At 61.9% G+C, this 17403-nt stretch carries 14 protein-coding genes; 8 read left to right on the plus strand and 6 right to left on the minus strand.

All coding sequences use genetic code 11. The features are described from left to right. Nucleotides 1–550 precede the first annotated feature (550 nt). Together AC5ZG1_RS39710 and AC5ZG1_RS39715 are read right to left on the minus strand one after the other, a co-directional pair. A complete protein-coding gene (locus AC5ZG1_RS39710; RefSeq protein ID WP_496136165.1) occupies nucleotides 551–1297 on the minus strand; it encodes an isocitrate lyase/PEP mutase family protein in 747 nt (248 codons plus the stop codon). Nucleotides 1298–1328: 31 nt separating this feature from the next. After that, nucleotides 1329–2528, minus strand: coding sequence for an MFS transporter (locus AC5ZG1_RS39715; protein ID WP_496136166.1), 1200 nt, complete (start codon nucleotides 2526–2528; stop codon nucleotides 1329–1331). Nucleotides 2529–2792: 264 nt separating this feature from the next. On the opposite strand from AC5ZG1_RS39715, the gene AC5ZG1_RS39720 reads away from it, so the two are divergent. Beyond that, the gene (locus tag AC5ZG1_RS39720) at nucleotides 2793–3317 is read left to right on the plus strand and encodes a TetR/AcrR family transcriptional regulator (protein WP_496136167.1); all 525 of its coding nucleotides are present in this window, start codon (nucleotides 2793–2795) and stop codon (nucleotides 3315–3317) included. 323 nt (nucleotides 3318–3640) lie between these two features. Here AC5ZG1_RS39720 and AC5ZG1_RS39725 read toward each other — a convergent pair whose 3' ends face one another. The 4 genes from AC5ZG1_RS39725 to AC5ZG1_RS39740 form a co-directional block, all read right to left on the minus strand. Then, a complete protein-coding gene (locus tag AC5ZG1_RS39725; protein ID WP_496136168.1) occupies nucleotides 3641–4141 on the minus strand; it encodes a DUF4437 domain-containing protein in 501 nt (166 codons plus the stop codon). Between the two features lie 125 nt (nucleotides 4142–4266). Then, nucleotides 4267–4977, minus strand: a complete 711-nt coding sequence (locus AC5ZG1_RS39730; RefSeq protein ID WP_496136169.1) for an SDR family NAD(P)-dependent oxidoreductase — start codon at nucleotides 4975–4977, stop codon at nucleotides 4267–4269. 68 nt (nucleotides 4978–5045) lie between these two features. Then, a complete protein-coding gene (locus AC5ZG1_RS39735) occupies nucleotides 5046–5915 on the minus strand; it encodes an SDR family oxidoreductase (protein WP_496136170.1) in 870 nt (289 codons plus the stop codon). A gap of 41 nt (nucleotides 5916–5956) precedes the next feature. After that, nucleotides 5957–6652 (minus strand): isochorismatase family protein, encoded by a 696-nt coding sequence (locus tag AC5ZG1_RS39740; RefSeq protein WP_496136171.1) that lies wholly within the window; start codon nucleotides 6650–6652, stop codon nucleotides 5957–5959. 426 nt (nucleotides 6653–7078) lie between these two features. On the opposite strand from AC5ZG1_RS39740, the gene AC5ZG1_RS39745 reads away from it, so the two are divergent. From AC5ZG1_RS39745 to AC5ZG1_RS39775, 7 genes are all read left to right on the plus strand, one after another. Continuing rightward, nucleotides 7079–7600 (plus strand): TetR/AcrR family transcriptional regulator, encoded by a 522-nt coding sequence (locus AC5ZG1_RS39745; protein WP_496136172.1) that lies wholly within the window; start codon nucleotides 7079–7081, stop codon nucleotides 7598–7600. 436 nt (nucleotides 7601–8036) lie between these two features. Further along, a complete protein-coding gene (locus AC5ZG1_RS39750; RefSeq protein ID WP_496136174.1) occupies nucleotides 8037–8498 on the plus strand; it encodes a helix-turn-helix domain-containing protein in 462 nt (153 codons plus the stop codon). Nucleotides 8499–8682: 184 nt separating this feature from the next. Further along, the gene (locus tag AC5ZG1_RS39755) at nucleotides 8683–9897 is read left to right on the plus strand and encodes an efflux RND transporter periplasmic adaptor subunit (protein WP_496136175.1); all 1215 of its coding nucleotides are present in this window, start codon (nucleotides 8683–8685) and stop codon (nucleotides 9895–9897) included. Between the two features lie 11 nt (nucleotides 9898–9908). Then, the gene (locus AC5ZG1_RS39760) at nucleotides 9909–10160 is read left to right on the plus strand and encodes a hypothetical protein (protein WP_496136176.1); all 252 of its coding nucleotides are present in this window, start codon (nucleotides 9909–9911) and stop codon (nucleotides 10158–10160) included. 96 nt (nucleotides 10161–10256) lie between these two features. Then, nucleotides 10257–13439 (plus strand): efflux RND transporter permease subunit, encoded by a 3183-nt coding sequence (locus tag AC5ZG1_RS39765; protein WP_496136177.1) that lies wholly within the window; start codon nucleotides 10257–10259, stop codon nucleotides 13437–13439. A gap of 59 nt (nucleotides 13440–13498) precedes the next feature. After that, nucleotides 13499–14176, plus strand: a complete 678-nt coding sequence (locus AC5ZG1_RS39770) for an antibiotic biosynthesis monooxygenase family protein (RefSeq protein ID WP_496136178.1) — start codon at nucleotides 13499–13501, stop codon at nucleotides 14174–14176. Between the two features lie 123 nt (nucleotides 14177–14299). Further along, nucleotides 14300–17176, plus strand: a complete 2877-nt coding sequence (locus tag AC5ZG1_RS39775; protein WP_496136179.1) for an ATP-binding protein — start codon at nucleotides 14300–14302, stop codon at nucleotides 17174–17176. The last annotated feature ends 227 nt before the right edge of the window (nucleotides 17177–17403 follow it).

The following is a 17403-nucleotide window of genomic DNA, read 5'->3' on the forward strand; positions in this document are numbered from 1 at the left end:
TGCTCGATTCCGTCGTTCGGAATAGCGAAATTCGCCGCGGCGCGTTTGGCTTGGCGATACCAGCAAAAATACCAGCAAAGTGGACCGCTGCAGTAGGCTTATGCTTGGATTTTCAATCCGCCGCGACAAGTTTTCCGGGGAAATCCGGAATCGAACTAGCGTCTTAAGTTGTTGTTGTTACTACAGTTTTTTCCGTGGTGCCCCTGGCCGATAATTGCCTAGAGCCATAACCATTTGAATTTTGGGCCACTTTTATCGTGGATTGCTGACGATACCAGCACAAATACCAGCAGGAGGACGCGCGGTATTTCCCGACAAAAATAAAACAGCAGGCTTCCCGCAACGGGCACGCTTATGCCGTTCCAGATTCACAATCGCCCTGGTCGGAATCGAACCCGGGAAGCCGATCCCCAATGCTACCGCGAATCGACACTCCGTTCGACCTTTGACCGCGCGCGTCCGTTTTTCCCCGGCGCCTACACGCTGTCCGGCTATTTGCAAGGCCAGTTCCGCCGCCGAAAGACATGCTGGCATCCTCCAACCGTAGCTTTCAGGAAAACAACTTGCCTGCTTTCTCCCGAAGCGCACTCATGGATTCGGCGTACGGAATGGCGCCGTAGCTTATACGGGCGACGCCTAATTGCGCGAGTTCGTCGTTGGAGGGCACGCCTTCCATAATCATGACGTTGACTGGGATCGGCACGTCTACAGCGATCCGGCGGATTTGATCCGGAGCGGCCACACCCGGGACAAAGAAACCGGATGCCCCGGCCGAGGCGTACGCCTTGCCTCTCTTCAGGGCCTCGCCAACGTCGTCGCCGTTCCCGAGATAGACGTCTGTACGCGCATTGATGAAGAGAGGAATCCCCTTTCGCTCAGCCGCCTCGCGAACCGCTGCGATGCGGCCCGCTTGGCGATCGACGCCATAGAGTCCCTTCCCCTTGACCAACCGGTCCTCGAAGTTGATGCCGACGATCCCAAGGTCGAGAAGTCTTGTGACGTTCGACGCCAACGTCGCGTCGTCGTCGCTGTAGCCACCTTCGAAATCGATCGTAACGGGCTTGGCGACGGTCGCGGCGATCCGTCCGGCGATCTGCTCCATCAAAGCAAGGGGAATATCTTCGCCGTCCTTGAACCCTTGCGCGGCCGCCACTGCCCAGCTGCTCGTCGCGATCGCCTTCGCGCCGGCGTCCGCGATGGCCTTCGCGCTACCCGCATCCCAGGCGTTGTACAGAATGATCGGCCGGCCCTTGACGTGGAGCGCGGCGAACGCTTTCGCTTTCTCGGTCTGGCTCATGGTTCGTGTCCTGTCTTGAGGTGGTTGCGGGTTATCGAGCGGCGAAGGCCGGCGCTTCGGCGCGCTCGGCTTTCCTGTCGGAAGAAGCTCCCGCCGCGATCACGCGATGGGCGATCTCGGCCACGATCAGCGCGGCGAAGTAGAGGGCCATGCTGATCCATCCGATGCTCTGCGCTCCGATCAACGTCAGGCTGACGCCCCCGATGACACCCGCGGAGGCGACACCGACGTACGTAGCCGACGTATTGAGACCGAGCACGATCGGGACGGCCTTAGGCATGGTGGATACCAGGCGATGCTGCTGCGCTGCGAGCTGGCCCCAGCTCGTTGCGCCGTGGATCACAACCGCGACGACGGCCGTGGCCAGTGCGGCGCTCGTCCAGGACAGCGTCGCCGTGACGCCGATCAGCGCAATTGACATGACGACCAGGACTTTCCGCGTGCCGATCGTATCGACCAGCCGGCCTCCAACGAGGTTCATCACGGTGCCCGATACGCCCCACAGTACCAGCAGCAGGCCGAGGATCAGGGTATCGCCGTGCGTAACGCGCCCGAAGATGACCGCAAAATAAGTGTAAAGCGCGAAATTGCCGGCCTGAAAGAAGAACGTGGTCAGGAGCGTCAGACCGATGCGGCGATCCGCGAACGGCGCGAGACGCTGCTTCAGCGAGATCGACGGAGGCGTCGGGATATCCTTGAGCGAGATCGCGATGCCGAGCGCGGCGACGACGCTGATGGCCGAGACGAACACCATCGTCCAGCGCCAGTCGGCAAGTCCGCCGATGAGAGTGCCGATGGGCGAGCCGAGCGCGGTTGAGAAGGTCAGCCCGGCGATCACGATGGAGAGCGCGAAGCCGCGCTTTTCCGGCGACACAAGGCTGGCTCCGGAGCCGGTGGCCGTCGGCGCGTAAATGGCAGCGCCGAGGCCTGCGAGTCCGCGGGCGACCAGCGCGAGGCTGAAATTCGGCGCCCAGGCCGTGGCGAGATTGGCGAGGATGAAGATGCCGAGACCGGAGAGCATCAGCTTCTTGCGCTCGACGTGCGCGAACGCGGCGGCCGCGGTCGGCGAAAGCAGCGCGTATGCGATCGCGTAGACGGTGGTGAGCTGTCCGGCGGCGCCGATGCTCACGCCGAAGGACTGCGAGATCTCGGGCAACACGCCCGCGACGACAAAACTATCGGTTCCCAGGGCAAACATGCCCAGCGCGAGAATTACGAGGCGGCGGTCCATGGCGAAGCTCCTGCGGGTTCGAGCGCCGGGATGCGGCGGGATCCAGATCGAGAAGGCCATCGGGGCCGCCCGACTTATCTATCTTGTGATAGATAGATCGGTTGTACATCGCTCGCCGCGACCCTGTCAACATCTATCTATCGATAGACAGATAATAAATGATGGCTTCATTCGCCCCAGCGCAGCTACGGGTTCCTGAAACCGAGCTTGCAATCCGGACTCCATTGAACTATCTATCGAAAGGTAGACGCAGGAGCGAGCCACATGAGCGATATGAAGACGGCGATCTTGGACGCGGCCGAAAAGCGGATTCAGGCCGGCGGGTTCGGTGGGTTCAGCTTTCGGGAGATCGCCGAGGACGTCGGCATCAAGAGCTCGAGCGTCCACTACCACTTTCCCACGAAGGAAGACCTCGCGGCCGAAGTCGTCCGCCGTTGGGCCGATCGCACCTCCGGCAATATCGATAGGGAGTTCGCGAAAGACCCGAATCCGAAACGCGTCTGGGCCAAGGCGTTCCGCGGAACGGCGTTCTCGAAAGCCCACATGTGTCCGTGCACGATCCTCGGCGCGTCCTCGCAGGATCTGCCGAAGCCCGTCGCTGCCGAAGTGAAGCGGTTCTTCAAGATGTGCCAGGACAAGATGCTCGCCCAGGGCATGTCCGTGGACGACGCCACCGAATTCTTGTCCACGATCATCGGCGCGCTGGTCGTCGCGAACGCGCTGCGCGACAGCGCGGAGTACGATCGGGCGACTGCGACGTTCCGGGTCGAGGAAAAGACCGCGGCCTGACCTCAATCGGTCCGATGATCGGTCTCCGATCGTCGGGGCTCGGCGGCGACGATGCATGCGAAACCTCCAGCGTGACGCGTCGGGGTCGCCGATGGCGGCCACAGCCGGCGCTCGCGTGGTCGTTCGGCGGCGATCGATTGCCGCGCCTTCTGAAATCACGATCCGGTCGGCCCTATGATGTTCGACAAGAAGGTCGCTCCGTATTGGTGGAGAATGGACCTCACACGATCGTCGGGTGCGCCGTAGCCGCCGAAGCCACGTTGCCTCCCGCATCGGGATCAACAGGCCTGGCGATACGAACACCGCCGGGTCTTGGCCGCCGCTTACTTGCTCAAGATCTGCGCATCGAAGGCAACGTCCTGGACGAGGACGACGGTACAATTCTCCGAGAAGCACTCGGTGATATGGGGTTCGCCGCCCTTCTGAAACCAATAGGATCCGGCACTCAGATGCTTGATCTCACTGCCGGGGCGGTAGTTCGCCATGACGCCGGAAATCACGACCGCGTAGTAATCGCCGGTGTGAGTGTGCAGCGCGCTCTTGAAGCCCTTCGGAAACTTCGTGATCGTGGCGTGAGGTCCCGAGGCCACCTTGCCGTAGGCGTCCGAAACCATGATGTCCCTGTTGGAGTGATCATCGGGACGGCGGGGTCCGTAGGCGGCAAATCCAGAATCCGCGAAGGTCATATCTTCGAATGGGATTTCGAGCGAGTTGGTCGCCTCGGGCAGTTTCGCAGTCTGCTCGAAAGCCAAGGCAGGGGCGCCGAAAAGCGAGGTGGCGGTAGCGGCGACGACCAGCGCGTTTCGGATGAACGTGTTTGTCATGATGATATCTCCTTTGAGTGAGGGGCCGCAAAACGCAGCCTGGCTCGGGTGGCAAGAGAGGCGGAAGCTGACGAGAAGGTTCGAAGATGGACTTGCGCAATGAGAAGCGGTGCGTCCGCCGAGGATCAGTGGCCCGCAGTTCGGCCTCCATCGACGTAGTGGATCTCGCCGGTCACGTAGTCGGCATCCTCGAGATAGTTGATGGCCCGCACGACATCCTCGATCTTGCCGTTGCGGTTGAGCGGCGAGAAAGACTTCAGATCGTCCGGGTTCGATCCATCGTGAAGCGGCGTGATGACGATACCGAGCGAGATGGTGTTGACGCGGATGTTGCTGGAAGCGAGCTCCATCGCGAGGCCGCGGGTGGCGGCGACACCAGCGCCCTTCGTCAGCGACGCGAGTACGGCCGGCACGGTCTGAAGCGCGTGCTCGACGAGGCTCGTCGAGATCTGGACGATGAGACCTCCGCCCTGCCTCTTCATCGCGGGCACCGCGGCCTGCGTTGCGAAGAACACGCTGTCGAGATTGGTCGACATCACGCGTCGGTACAGATCCTCGGAGATGCCCTCGATGGGACCGGGGCGCCAGATGCCGGCGTTGTTGATCAGCGTGTCAACGCGGCCGAAGCGTTCGAGTGCGGTCCGGACAACTTTCCTGGCGATCTCCGGCTCGCCGACGTCACCGGCGACCGTGACGTAGTCGGGGTCGCTCGAAGGCGCGATCGACCTTGAATTTCCCACCGCGCGCCAACCTCGTTCCCGATAGGCCTTCACGAAGGCCTCGCCGAGTCCCTGCGATGCGCCGGTCACCACGACGACTTTGCGTTCCGCTGCCATATGTCACTCGCCTTGCTGGAGCGAGCCCCGCCGTGAGCGAAGCTTGCTCGGATCCACCTCGAAAGTCGTCAAGCGACCCTCAGCGTCTTGAGATGATCCAGGCCGACGCCGGCGACCACCTGCTCCTGGATCGGATGTATTGCGGAGTTGGCCGCATCGGCGCCGAACGCCAGGCCGACAACCACGCGTTCGGGACGCTTGCCGCGGGGCGTCCCGACCAGCTGGGCGATCGTTTCCGCCGTGTCGTGCGGGTTCGGAGCGTCGGGGCCGGAGAACACGCCGCCGAGGAATTCGACGACCTTGCCGGGAAGAGCCGCTACCTCGCCGTACTTGTCCGCCCGACCGGGGTCGGAAGGCTTCTGAACCGCCGCCCACAAGTTTGTCGGGAACGGACCGGGCTGCACCAGCACGACGTCGATGCCGAGTTGCGAAAGTTCGTATCGGTAGCCCTCGGTCAGGGCTTCCACGGCGTGCTTGGAGGCGCCGTAGAGACCGTAGAAGGGCAACGTCAGCCGGCCCAGGATCGAACCGACGTTGACGATCATGCCGGATTTGTTCGCCTGCATCTGCGGCACGACCGCCCGGATCATGCGCTGGATGCCGAACACGTTCACCTCGAACATCTCGCGCACCTGCTCCGGAGTGAAGGTCTCTGCGAGACCTCCCGAGGCGATGCCCGCGTTGTTGACGAGCACGTCCAGCTTGCCGTCGGTCTTGCCGAACAGCGTCTTCACCGCAGCATCGACGCTCGCGTTGTTCGTGACGTCGAGCTCAAGGGTCTCGATGCCCTTCGCCTGCAATTCTTTCGCCACTTCGCGATTGCGCCCGTCCATATCCCGCATGGTCGCGAATACGCGATGACCGCGGGCGACCAGCGTGTTTGCCAGGTCTTTGCCGAAACCGTTCGATGTTCCGGTGATGAGGATGGTATCAGACATGGTCGTTCTTCCTTTTCAGCTTATTTCTGAGGATTTCGGAATCAGGCAGCGGCCTTCATGCGCTGCATGGCCTCGTCGGTCGTCCAGACCGCATTCGCCATGAAGCGGTAGTTCACCATCGCCGCCGCATAGCCGTCGCCTTCCTCGTTCACGCCGGCGGCCACCGCATCGCGGACCATCGCGACCTCGAAGCCTGCCTCGATGACGTCTCGCATGTGCGATTCGAGACAGATGTTCGCGACGGGGCCCGCCATGATCACTTGTTCGACACGGCGCATGCGCAGTTGCTTGATCATGTCGTTCGACTCGCACCCGAAGACCTTGTGCGGCGACGTATTGCAGGTGTGCCCGTCCAGCAGGTACTTCTTGAACGGTTCGTAGTAGTCCGCCCGCGAGCCCTGGAAGCCCTCGAGATCGACCGGATCCTTGCGGCCGCAAAAGCCGATGCCGCCGAGATAGTGGCCGATCGCTCCGGGCGGCACCGTCCACTGCCGGTCCGTCGGGTAGTACCAGTGCGGCGAGTGGACGATGAAGTAGCCGAGTTCCTGCGCCGTCTTGAGTAGCCTCTCCAGGTTGCCGATGACGTCGCGCTTCTTCAGCGCATCCTCGATCAGCGCGTAGTAGGTCCCCGACTCCTTCTCTTCGAGGAATTCGTTCTGGATGTCGGCAAGGACGAGAGCGACGCGCCTCTTCTCGCCGAGCCTCATCTCCGGATTGCGATGGGTGAATTCTAGCATCTTGATTCTCCGACGGGCTGAAACCGACGCGGTCACTCGTCTATCTATCGTCCGATAGACGGTCGATCTCGCGCGGTCAACAACTATCTAACGATAGAGAGAGAAGAATTCGGCGGACCTCAAGTTGGCCGGCGCTTCGGAGCCCCGGAGCCGAGTTTCAATTCCCATCGAAGCTTCTTCATTTTCTTCCATCGCTTGATCTTGGAGGCCGATTGAAGCCCGGAATGTCACAAGGTTCTTGTCTCCCGACGCCCGATTTGAACGACCAAGCCGTCCCACGAACCTTGCGAGCCGGCGCTAACGCGCACGTTCAGACCGCCGGCCGGCTTTCGTTTGGGTCTCTATCGGATATCGGATAGACAAAATGCTTGCGACGACGCCCAAGATCATGTACCTATCTATCGAAAGATAGATCGGAGAAGTGCCATGAACACCATCGCTGAAGCGATCATGGATGCGGCCGAGCTTCGAATGCGCGGCGGCGGATTCAACGCTTTCAGCTTCCGGGACATCGCGGAGGATGTGGGCGTGAAGAGTTCGAGCGTCCACTATCATTTTGCGACGAAGGAGAAGCTCGCCGCCGCCGTGGTGCATAGATACGCGGACCGTCTCGGCGAGAAATTCGATCGAGAACTTGCCGGCGGTGCCGACCCCCATGACGTGATGGCGGACGCGTTCAGGGGGACCGTGCGCTCGGCCGAGCGGATGTGCCCGGTCACCGTCCTCGGAGCGGGATCTTTGGGCCTTCCTGACGAGGTCACGGCGGAAGTGAAGCGCTTCTTCAGGATGTGCCTGGACAAGCTCGTCGGGGGCGGCCTCTTGCCTGACGAGGCGACCGAACTGCTGGCGACCATCACCGGGGGGATGGTCGTATCCACGGCCTTGGACGACATCACCACGTACGATCGCGCGACCCTCAAGGTCTGCCGATCTCAGCCCGGCGTCTGAACCTCGACCAGGCGCAGTACCTGCCGGCTTGATCTCGTCGACAGAAACGCCTCTCCGAAGCGCGGTGCACGGAAAGCTCATATCTGCTTTCGCAGCGTGCGCCGCTCTATGCTTCGTTTCTGCCGACACCATGCCGTCGCGAAACCGAGGACGAGAATTGTCGCGCTATCGATGGCTAGGCCTCCGACTACGGGCGCCACCGACGGCTGCAAGGTCAGAAAAAAGCTATCCGTACCAGCACTATAGCGAAACTTAACGGACGTTCACGCATCACAACTGGCTTCGCGGCGGCAAAGCGTCATCCTCGGCCCGCAACCGAAATTCGAAAGGTTGGAGGATGTCCGACGCACTTACCACTATCCGACCCGGCGACCGAACGAGGCAAGCCGCGGCGGCTGCTCTGCTCGAAGAGGCTTTGAGGCTTCTGGACCAGGACGTGCCCGGCGCGCGGCAGCGGATCGAGGACGCCTGCAGGCTCGTCGGCCACCGAGGGAAAACCTACGGCAGGAATGGCCACCCGGCGAACTGGCAACTGCTGCGCGCCCGCAGATTCATCGGCGAGAATCTGCACGCACGCCTGCGGATCGGAACCGTGGCCGGGATCGTCAATCTCAGCCCGAGTTATTTCTCGCGAGCCTTCAAGGCGAGCGAAGGGATGCCGTTTTCCGACTTCGTCCTGGTTTCGCGGATCGAGCTCGCCAAACACCTTCTGGCGACGACGCGCCAGTCCATCGCCGAGATCGCCCTGGAATGCGGATTGGCCGACCAATCGCACCTCACGAGAACATTCAACAAGTTCGTCGGAACGCCGCCGCGGGCTTGGCGCTGCCGCCGCGTGGCAGAGGCGAATAAAAACCCGCATGGGATTAGAGGTGATTTGGCGATCAGGGCCGCTTGATACGGAAGGCGATGAGGGGTGTATCGACCCGCTGGGACGCTCCGGCGGTCGAGAATTCAACCAAATCAGTGGCTCGCTGAAAGTTCAACTTTTTTCTGTCTATCGATAGATAGACGTTGACAGGTTCGGAGCGCGCGGATACGGTCCGTGCATCTACTGATAGATAGACAAATGGAGAGCACCAATGTCTGAAGTCGCAGTCGAACGGCAAGCCGTCGAACCCGCCTCCTCCCGCAAGGCCCACATCAAGGTCTGGCTCGCCACCGTCGCAGCCCTGGGTGTCTTCGGCGCGGGCATCGTCTTCGGGCCCGGATATCTCGCCCCTTCAGCCAAGGCGGCGGCGCCCACCGCGCCGACGGTGACCGTCAGCACTCCCTCGGAGCGCAACCTCGAGAAGCGTCTGCAGCTGCTGGGTCAGTTCTCGGCGGTGCAGCAGGTCGAACTGCGCCCCCAGGTCGGCGGCACGTTGACCAAAATCAGCTTCAAGGACGGCGACGTCGTCCACGAAGGTGACGTCCTCTTCGAGATCGACCCGACCCCGTATCAGATCAAGCTGGACCAGGCGAAGGCACAGGTGGAGACGGCTCGTGCGCAGCTTCAACTCGCGATCCAGCAACTGGGCCGCGCCGACACATTGAAGCAGAGCGGCTTCGGAACGATCGAGAATGCCGATCAGCGCCTGGCCCAGAAGCTTGCCGCGCAGGCCGCTCTCGATGCCGCGGAGGCCGCGGTCCGCGACGCGCAGTTCGATCTGGATCATACCCGCGTGACGGCGCCGTTCACCGGCCGCATCGGCACGCACCTCGTCTCGATCGGCAACCTGGTGGCCGGCAGCAGGGCCGCCACCAGCCCGACCACCCTGCTCGCGACGCTCGTCTCGGTCGACAACATCTATCTGAACTTCGACCTGAGCGAGTCGGACTACGCGACCTTCCAGCAGGCGCACCGGCAGCAGCAGGGACCCCTGGCCGACAAGGTCCAGGTTTCCATCAACGGCGGCAATTTCGATCGCAACGGCACGCTGGACTTCATCGACAATGCGCTCGACCGCTCGAGCGGCACGATCCACGGACGCGCGACGATCAAGAACACCGATGGCGTGTTGACCCCCGGCGCCTTCGCAAGAGTTCGCATCGCGATCTCAAAGCCGGTCCCTACGCTCCTCGTTCCGGACGCGTCGATTCTGCCGGATCAGTCCGAACACGTCGTCCTGACCGTCGGTGCGGACGGCACCGTCACGCCAAAGAAGGTCCAGCTTGGCGATCTGCGGGACGGTCTTCGCGTGATCACCTCCGGCCTAACGTTATCCGACCGCGTCGTCGTCGCCGGCATTCCGATAGCCAAGCCTGGCGCGAAGGTGATCGCCCAAAACGCCACGAAGCAGCTTGCTTCCGACTGAAGGGGACCGACATGAGCGTCTGCTTCGAAGAAACGACGATTGACGAGCTGCTCGGCGACGGCCTGACGCAAAGCCTGATGCAGGCGGATCGGGTCGACGTCGCCGCCCTCAGGGTCATGCTGCACGAAGTAACCTCTTCTCGAAAGGCGACAATCGCTGAGAAGGACCGGATCGAGGGGAGGGCCGACCCTTCCTGGATACCAAAAGCGTGGCTCGCGGAGCGCTCTCATCGCTCATGGGCCGGTGCGGCGAACCCGACGTAGGTCGAGCCGCCGCGCTCCACCGTACCTCCCGACTTCATTCATTCGTCGCTTCCGTTAGTCGACGTAACCTCATTCTGCTGAAAAGGCTGAATCGCCATGAAACTCTCGCACTTCTTCATCGAGCATCCGAGGTTCGCCGCCGTCATCAGCATCTTTCTCACGATATTCGGCGCCGCCGCCGCGTTCCTGCTGCCCGTCGCGCAATATCCCGACATCGTTCCCCCGACCATCCAGATCACCACGGTCTACCCCGGCGCATCGGCCGACGTCGTGGCTCGCACCGTGGCCACGCCGCTCGAACAGGCGATCAACGGCGTCGAAAACATGGATTATATTACGAGCCAATCCACCGGCAACGGCGCGCTCGCGATCTCAGTGGTCTTCAAGATCGGCTCCGACCCGAACACCGACCTGGTCCTCACGCAGAACCGCGTCCAAGACACGCTGTCTCGTCTGCCGCAGGAAGTCCAAGCCCAGGGCGTGCAGGTGAGAAAGACGATCGATGCGCTGCTGCTCGGCGTTCACGTCTATTCGCCGGACGGTTCGCGAAACCCCGAATACATGTCGAACTACATGCTCAAGATCCGGGACGAGATCGCTCGCCTGCCGGGCGTGTCCGATTTTCAGATTTTCGGTCAGCGCGACTACGCGATGCGCATCTGGATCGATCCGGACAAGGCCGCCGCCGACAACATCAGCGCAAATGAGATCCTGGCCGCGCTGCGTGCGCAGAACGCGCAGGTGTCGGCCGGCGTGCTCAACGCGCCGCCGATCACGACGACCGACGCGGCGTACCAGATCAACGTCCAGGCGCTCGGCCGGCTCACGACGCCGGAGCAGTTCGGCAACATCATCGTCAAGTCCGACAGTCGGGGACGGGTCACCCGCATCCACGACATCGGCCGGGTCGAGCTCGGCTCGGCCGACTACGGCTCCATCGCCTACGCCGACAAGTATCCGTCGACGCCCTGGTTTCCCAAAGCCACGCCGGGTGCGAACGTCGTGCAGGTCGAGAACGCCATTTGGTCGAAGATGGCTGAACTCAAGAAGAGCTTCCCGCCTGGTCTCGATTACATCCGGATCTACGACCCGACGACTTTCGTGAGCCAGTCGATCGCGGAAGTGGTCAAGACGATCTTCATAGCGATCGCTCTTGTCGTCGGCGTTGTCTTTCTGTTCCTGCAAACATGGCGCGCGACGATCATCCCCGTGATCGCCATTCCCGTCTCCCTGGTCGGCTGTTTCACGGTCCTCGCCATCTTCGGCATCTCGATCAACAACCTCTCGATGTTCGGCCTGATTCTGGCGGTCGGCATCGTTGTCGACGACGCCATCGTCGTTGTCGAGAACGTCGAACGCAACATGGCGGCGGGCATGTCCCCGCGAGAGGCGGCACACAAGACGATGGACGAGGTCTCAACCGCCCTGATCGCCATCGCGTTGACGCTGTGCGCGGTGTTCATCCCGTCGGCCTTCATCAGCGGCATCTCCGGCCTGTTCTTCACCCAGTTCGCAGCGACGATCGCGGCCTCGACGATCATTTCGGTCATCGTCTCGCTGACGTTGAGCCCGGCACTGTGCGCGGTGCTGCTGAAGCGGCATGCCGCGCATGCCAAGCCGCGCGGCATCGGCCGCCTGGTGCGGGCCGCATTCGGGCGTTTCAACGCAGGCTTCGAGTGGGCGTCATCGAGTTACGGCCGGGTCACGGGCCGCATCATCAGGGCGCGCGCCGTCGTCGGCGTCGTCTATCTTGGCCTGATCGGCTTGACCGGCTTCCAGATGTCCCGAATGCCCACCGGCTTCATCCCGAGCCAGGACATCGGATATCAGGCCGTCATCGTGTTCCTGCCCCCGGGATCGAGCCTTCAACGAACCGATGCAGTCGTACGCGAAGTCAACGACATCGTCCTAAAGGAAGTGCCGGGCCCGACCCATACCTCACCCGTGGCCGGCCTCGACGTCACCACGTCGACCATCGCACCCAACGTCGGAACCATCTTCTACGGTCTGCCGTCGCTGTACGGACACCACATCCCAGGCGTCAACGCCGCGACCATGCTGCCGAAGGTCCGCGCCGCATTGGCCGGCATCAAGGACGCGGTAGTGATCGTGGTGAACCCGCCCCCCGTGCAAGGGTTGGGCTCCGCCGGCGGCTTCAAGCTGATGGTAGAAGACCGGGGCGACCACACGGCGCAGGAGCTGGCGGATGCCACCAACACGCTGGTCGCCGCAGCCAACAAGGATCCGGCATTCGCCGGCGTGTTCACCCTCTACAACGCCGGGGCGCCCTCGCTGTTCGCCGATATCGACCGCGAGAAGGCCGAGAAGGTCGGCCTCACGCCGACCGACGTGTTCTCGACGCTCCAGCTTTATCTCGGCTCTCAGTACGTGAACGACTTCAACTATCTCAATCGCACCTACCAGGTGCTCGCCCAGGCTGACGAAGTCTTCCGCAAGACGCCAGAAGACATCGGCCGCCTCAAGGTCCGCAACGCGAGCAACGAGATGGTGCCGATAGGCTCGGTCGCCAACTTCCAGAACCAGACCGCGCCCTATCGTCAGCCGCGCTACAACCTCTACCCGGCTGCCGACGTCCTCGGAACCGCGGCACCGGGCATCGCGTCTGGCACCGCCGCGGCCCGGATGGAGGCTCTCGCCAAGGAGGTGCTGCCGGCGGGCTTCGCGATGGAGTGGACCGAGCTGTCGCACCAGCAGGAAAAGCAGGGCATCCCGACGATCGTCATCTTCGCAGCGTCCGCTCTCTTCGTCTTCCTGGTCTTGGCCGCGCAGTACGAAAGCTGGAAGATGCCGTTGGCCATCGTGCTGATCGTGCCGATGTGTCTGCTCGCGTCGGCGACGGGTCTCGCCTTCCGAGGCATGCCGATCGACATCCTCGCTCAGATCGGCTTCGTCGTCCTGGTGGGCCTGGCCGCGAAGAACGCGATCCTGATCGTTGAGTTCGCCCGGCAGCGGCAGGACCATGACGGCGATACGGCCGAACAGGCCGCGACGGAAGCCGCGCGCATCCGTCTCCGTCCGATCCTGATGACCTCGGCTGCGTTCATTCTCGGTGTCTTTCCCCTCGCGGTAGCGACCGGTGCCGGATCCGAGATGCGGCAGTCCATAGGCACCGCCGTTTTCGCCGGAATGATCGGCGTCACGATCTTCGGTCTGATGTTCACCCCGGCCTTCTATACTTTCATCCGCGATTTCGGCTCTGGAAAGAAGCCGATTGCTGAACCCGAGACTGCTCACGATCATATTGAAAAGCCGATCTGACAAGATGGTCCGCCCGCTGGATGTTTTCAGCGGTCAGGGCGAAAACCAAGGAGGCAACGATGTTCTCAGTGATCTTCGAAGTTCATCCCAAATCGGACCAGTGGGACGGCTATCTCGGCGTCGCCAAGATGCTGAGGCCCGAGCTGGAGCAGGTCGACGGCTTCATCGAGAACGTCCGCTACAAGAGCCACACTCGGCCGGGCTGGCTGCTGTCGCTCTCCGGATGGCGGGACGAGAAATCCGTCGTGCGATGGCGGACCGCGCAGCGGCATCATATCGCCCAAGAGAAGGGACGGTCGACGATTCTGCTCGATTATCATCTCCGTGTTGGGGAGATCACGCGGGACACCCATGTGCCCGCCGGGCACAGGATCGCCGAGCAACGTCTCGACGAAACCGAGATCGGCGAAGGAACTACGGTGACGTTCGTCGACGCAAAATGGCCGAACGGCTCCATCGAAACATCGGACGAACCGCCGATTGCCGATCACCTCGCCCTGAATCCCGATGCCGGCGGCTTGCTTAAGTGGGAGGTCTTCGATGCCGTTCTCACGCCGGGCGACGTCGTCCTGATGATGGTGTGGAAGTCGAAAGACGCCGCCGCCGCCTTCGCCGCATCGGCAAAACTCCCGTCGGACGGGCGTTTGCGGCAGGTCCGCGTGGTCCGGGACTACGGCATGTTCGATCGTAGGGAAGCTCCCCAATACTATCCGGAAGCTTCCCAACACGGTGCGTGACGCGCCCGACCCGTCCGGACACGCCCACTCGCCGTTCCGTATCGATCGTCTCCACTAAGCAACCGACCAGAACACAATCGCGTGACGGTTCGAGGAACCGCCATTTATCTGGTAACACCGCTCATGATGAACAGCGGCGAGTTGCGGCAGTCACCGGAGAACGGGAACTTCGACGCTGAAACCGTCACGTTCGGCCCTTTTAGGTTGATACCAAGCCAGCGTAAGTTGGAGAAAGATGGCGTGGCGGTCGCTCTCGGGGCACGCGCCTTTGATATTCTGCTCGCATTGCTCGAGCGCCCAAAGCAGGTAATTACAAAAAGGGAGCTTTTCGATCGCGTGTGGCCCGGCGTGCACGTGGACGAAAGCAGCTTGCGGGTGCACGTCAGTGCCTTGAGGAAGGCACTCGAAGGGGATGGGTCGAACGTAAAATATATCACCAACGTGTCAGGGCGAGGTTACTGTTTCGCATTTGCGGTGACCGCGATGGCAGCCGCGCCCATTTCGGTCAACAGCGAACCGTTCCGGTCTCGGTTGCCCGTCATTCCGGCTGAGATCGTCGGCCGAGAAAGCGCGATCAAGGCGATCGCATCCCAACTTATTGCACACCGCTTCGTGTCGATCGTTGGGTCAGGCGGCGTCGGCAAGACGACAACTGCAATATCGGTGGCGCATTCGCTTTCCGACACCTTCGCGGATGGCGTCTGCTTCGTCGATCTAGGTTTGCTCGGCGATCCGCAGTCCGTGGCGTTTGCGGTCGCGTCATCGACCAATGTTTCCACGAAGTCGAGTGATCTGCTCGAGTCGCTGTTGGCAGCGCTAAGCCGGAAGCGGACCCTAATCGTCCTCGACGGTTGCGAGCACGTCGCCGAAGCCGCGGCGGGACTTGCCGAAGCAATATTGCGGCACTGCCCGGACGTTCACCTTTTGGCGACGAGCCGCGAATCCTTGAGGGCGGATGGCGAATGCGTTCACCGCCTGCAGCCCCTTGAATGCCCCCCGGATGTTTCGGGCATGACCGCCATCGAGCTGCTTGAGTACCCTGCCGCTCGCCTCTTTGTCGAGCGACTAAGCACACGTGGAGTGGCGCCGGACATCGCCGAGTCGGACGTTCCGACGATCGCCGCCATATGCCGCCGGCTGGATGGTATCGCGCTTGCCTTGGAACTCGTCGCCGGGCGTGTCGACACCTTCGGAATCACAGGCATCGCCAGCCTATTGGACAGCGATATGGCCCTGCACCTTTCGGGGAAACGGACGGCTGTCCCGAGGCATAGAACCCTTAGCGCAACGATCGACTGGAGCTATAGGCTTCTTGCGGAGAACGAGCGGGTGGTCCTCCGGCGTCTGTCGGTCTTCACGGGGCCGTTCTCGTTCGAGGCGGCCCGGCGCGTCGTCATCGATGCGAATGCCGCCGCTGCGAACGGCTTGCTCGCGGAATTCTCTACGCTAGTGGCAAAATCGTTGATAACGGTGGTCGTGAACGGTTCCGATCTGCGGTATCGTCTGCTCGACACCACGCGCGCGCGGCTGCGTCATCATTTGATGGAAAGTGGAGAGGCCCACGAAATCGCCGTTCGCCACGCGGATTATTATTGCGATTGCATCGAAAAATTCTCTTCCCGCCCCCACTCATCGCCAGGCTACGACGTCGATCGGGAGGAAGCCGTCTCGAACATCAGGACAGCACTCGAATTCGCGTTTTCATCGGACGAAGCGTCTGTCGACAAACTCCGGATCGCCGCGAGCGCTACCCGCCTGTTCCTCGATATGTCCTTGTTGATAGAGTGTCGCGAATGGGCCGAACGAGGAGTCGCTATCGTCGGGGCCGAGACCGAGCCAAGCCGGCACGCCTTGGAGCTCTGGACGGCACTCGCGCTGTCGCGCATGTTCACTGACGGAGAGAAGTCAGCATCACATAGTGCTTTGATGAAGGCCCTCGATTTGTCCGAGGCCGTCAACGACACAAGCTACAAGCTCCGGATTCTCAGCGGTCTCCAGCTTTTCTCGGCCCGGGTCGGCGACTTTCAAAGCGCATTGACGCAGGCAGCAAAGTTTCATTCAGCCAGCGAAAAGCTGGCCGACCCCGGCTACCTGTCGTTGTCGGAGGCGATGCTTGGTGCGGCATATCATCTGGCCGGCGATCAAGCGAAGGCGCAAGTTCACTGTGAGGCTGCATATGGAATCACGCGCTCTCAAGACCCGAAACTACTGCAATACGGGTACGATAATTATACCCGCAGTCTCGGTACGCTTGCTCGCGTTTACTGGCTTCGAGGTCTAACGTCGAGAGCCGTTTCGGTCGCGCATGAAGCCGTCGACCAGGGCCGGAAGATAGGTCATCCAGTCACCCTTTGCATGTCGTTGATGTTTTCGGCATGGGTCTTCCACTGGGCGGGCGATCACGACGTCGCGTGGCAGATCACAGATGAATTGCAAGCTCAAAGCGAAAGAAACTCGCTGATCCCATTCCTAGCTGCGGCGCGAGGTTTGGCAGGTAGGTTACTAACGGCAGATGGCGATAGAGACAGAGGCATCGCGTGCATGCGAGAGGGCCTGGAGCACCTCCGCGGCCATCGTCACCAACTGATGGCGACCACGGTCGCGACTGGCCTGGCCGAGGCCTTGGTGGCCGGCGGAGAGAATAGCGAAGCCGTAGCGATCATCGATTCTGTTCTCAAGCAAGACGCGGAAGGGGGAGGTTCTTGGTACACGCCGGAAATTCTTCGAGTCAGAGGACTCGCGCTCGCCGGTGTTCGGGGACCAAGATACGCCGATGCGGCAGCCAGCCTCGCAGAATCGTTGGAGCTGGCGCGCACCCACTCGTCGCTCGCCTTCGAACTCCGCACTGCCATCGCCATGACGTGCCTCGGGGAGCGGTGCGTCGGTGCGCTTGATCCTGCGTTACTCGAAGACTTGTGCGACCGCTTCCGCGACGGGCGCTCGACCCCGGACCTTACGCTCGCTCGGTCGCTATTGGCCGAAAGAGCAAAAAAAGATTGAGCCGGCGGAGCCGGTTCGACCGCGCAGCGGTGACGCCGCGCCTCACTTGACGTTCACGTGAGCGTCGAGGAGGCGGGCGGGCAGAATGAAAAGTTGCGCCCGACACACCCGTGAAGATTCGCGAAGAGTTGTGAAGGTGAGGGGTACCTTGCTTGAAGGCGACCTTTCAGACCGTCACAGTAGGGTCACGACGGACTGAAGCGCGACCAGGTTGCCCACGTTGGCTA

The organism is Bradyrhizobium sp. Leo78, assembly GCF_059512425.1.